Source organism: Desulfurellaceae bacterium, from assembly GCA_021296095.1.
Lineage (GTDB): Bacteria > Desulfobacterota > Binatia > Bin18 > Bin18 > JAAXHF01.
On sequence record JAGWBB010000167.1, the window covers coordinates 1 to 2,661 of the forward strand.

Below are 2,661 nucleotides of genomic sequence, written 5' to 3' on the forward strand. Positions count from 1 at the left end.
CAAACGCGCGGTCAGCTTTCTGGGAGCTATCTATCTGGCCGCCTCGGTGATCCTCCTTAACTGATGACACTCCCTAGGCTTCTTCGACATAAAACAGCAGGTCGGTCAGCTGGGCGGTGGCCGTCTGGAGCTGCGGCCAGGTCTGCGTTCTCAGCGCCTCCTCAATCTCTCGGTGTAAGCCCACCGCCTCTTGGCGGTCTTCGGGTGTCATCCTTTCCAGCAGCCGCTGGCTGCGTTCCAGTAGCCGGCCGGCGGCAAACACCTGTTGGCGCAGCTCGTGGCGAGCGCGGTCCTCGTCGGTGTCCGGCTCTCTGGCGGGCGTCTCCTCCTGCTCGAGCGACTCGGCCGTGTCGGCGCGGCTCTGGGCCAACAGCTCGCGCAGGCGCTGACGAGCCCGGGCTATCTCCTCGGCCGACATGGCGGTGGTGGCGCCCTCAATCGTGATGTGGCGGGCTAGGCCGGTGCGCTTCTCAGTGGCCGTGACCTTGAGAATCCCGTCCAGGTCGAGTTCCATGCGGCACAGCATTTCATTGCCGGCCGGCACCTGGGACAGACCCTCAATGCAGAAGCGTCCGACCAGGATGTTGTTCAAGGCGTCCGGGTCGTCGCCCTGATAGATCGACACCTGCCAGTCGGTCTGCCCGTCGACCAGGGTGTGGTAGGAGTCGGTGCGGCTGACCGGCAGCGGCGTGTTGCGCCGAATAATCGGGTGGTAGCAGTGTTCGTGCGGTCTGCCGTTCAGCACGCCGAGGTGCGACGGACCGAAAGAGTAGGGCGAGATATCGACCAGCACCCGGTCGATATTGTGGCCGGCCTGGCGGGCGGCCAATACCCCGGCGCCAAAGGCGACACACAGCTCGGGCTGGAGGTCCTGATGGGGGACGAGGCCGGTCCGGTCCTCGAGCAGTTGGGCGACCAGCGGGGTGCGGCTCGCGCCGCCGACCAGCAGCACTTCGTCAATCTGGTCCGGCCGCTTGCCCGCGTCGCTCAGCGCCTGGTAGACGCTGTCCAGGGTCGTGTCCAGCATATGCCGGATCAGCCCTTCGTAGTCAGCCCGGGATATTTCCACATCGAGGTGGACCGGGACTCCGTCGCGTTCGGCCAGGTGCGCCTCTCGAATATGGGCGTAGGGCTCAAAGCTCAGGCGCTTTTTGGCCTCTTCGACCGCATACAGGAGACGGCTCATGGCTCCGGAGTCGTTACGCAGGTCGGGGCCGCCCGATTCGATGAACCGGTCGTGTACCCAGTCCAGCAGGTGCCGGTCAAAATCATCGCCGCCCAGCTGGTTGTTGCCGTGGCTGGCGATGACCTCGGTGATCTCGTCCTGGACCTGAACCAGGGACACATCAAACGTTCCCCCGCCCAGGTCGTAAATCAGGATCGTGCGGTTTCCCCGCCGGTCGGCGCCATAGGCCAGGGCGGCGGCGGTCGGTTCGTTCAGGATGCGGACGACCTCCAGGCCGGCGATACGCCCGGCGTCGCGGGTGGCCTGGCGCTGGGCGTCGGAGAAGTAGGCCGGTACGGTAATCACCGCCTGCGATACGGGCCGGTCCAATACGGTCTCGGCGCGGGTCTTCAGGCTGTCCAGGATCAGGGCTGAGATTTCCGGCGGAGAATAGCTATGCCGGCCCAGCACAATCCGTTCGGCAGAACCCATCAGGCGTTTGACCGACTTGACGGTGCGGTCCGGGTACAGGGGGTATTGATTCCGGGCCGGGGTGCCGACCAGGACGCGGTCGTCCGGGGCGAGGCCGACGACGGAGGGCACGACCCGCTCACCATTGATGGCGAGGACCTGGACCTCGTCGCCAACGATAGCCGCGACCTCAGAGTTGGTCGTGCCCAGGTCAATACCGAGGATAATGTCGTGTGTCATGGTCATTGGTCGATGTGTGCCGTTCGCCGTTCATCATTCATTATTTGCCGCAACCTCGACTTCGGCAAAGCGCAGCACTTGGCCGTTGCAGGTGTAGCCGGGACGGATGACCGCGAGCACCGTGCCGGGGACTGCGCCGGAGGTGCGGCTGACTGCGGTTGCCCGCATCAGGCTGGGATCGAAGGGCGTGTTGAGACCCCCGATCTCGTACACATCCAGCCGTCGCAGCAGATCGTCAAGGCGCTCCCGGGCCAGCCGCGTGCCTTCGACCAGGGCTGCGAGCACCGGACGCTGGCCGAGCCGGGCGCGCAGTCCGCGCAGGCTGGCCAGCCGCCGTTCGGCCTCGGCCAGATTGCGGCTCAGGTGGTCGCGGACCTCAAGCAGCTCGGACAATAGCTCGGTGCGTGCCTCGTGCCGCGCCTGGCTCAGTTGACGGGCCAGGCTGGGGTCAGCCGCAGGCGGCTGGCTCTGGGCGGCCTGCTCGGTCAGCCGGTCCAGAGCCTGGCCGAGTTCAGTGTGCAGACGGTTGGTAGCCCGGCCCTGGAGCTGGGTCTCGCGGGTCAGGGCGCTCAGCTGTCCGAGCAAAGAAAACAAGTCGGGGACCGGCTCAGGCGACGCCAGCACGTCCGGGGCAAGACCGGCCGGGGCCGGCTCTGGCTGGCCGAGATCGTCGAGCCAGGTTTGCACGGTTGCTAACAGACGCTGGCGCCGCTCCGGGGTGAGTTCGCTCACCGCTGTGGCTCCCGCAGGACGTTCAGCCACGCCGCCGGACCGACGTACCGTCG

At 66.4% G+C, this 2,661-nt stretch carries 2 protein-coding genes; both read right to left on the reverse strand.

Annotated elements, in window-relative coordinates; all coding sequences use genetic code 11:
* Nucleotides 1-73: 73 nt before the first annotated feature.
* Nucleotides 74-1,876 (reverse strand): Hsp70 family protein, encoded by a 1,803-nt coding sequence (locus tag J4F42_22280; GenBank protein MCE2488251.1) that lies wholly within the window; start codon nt 1,874-1,876, stop codon nt 74-76.
* A 33-nt stretch (nt 1,877-1,909) separates the two neighbouring features.
* Nucleotides 1,910-2,661: nucleotide exchange factor GrpE (grpE, locus tag J4F42_22285; GenBank protein MCE2488252.1), on the reverse strand; the 752-nt coding region annotated here is incomplete at its 5' end.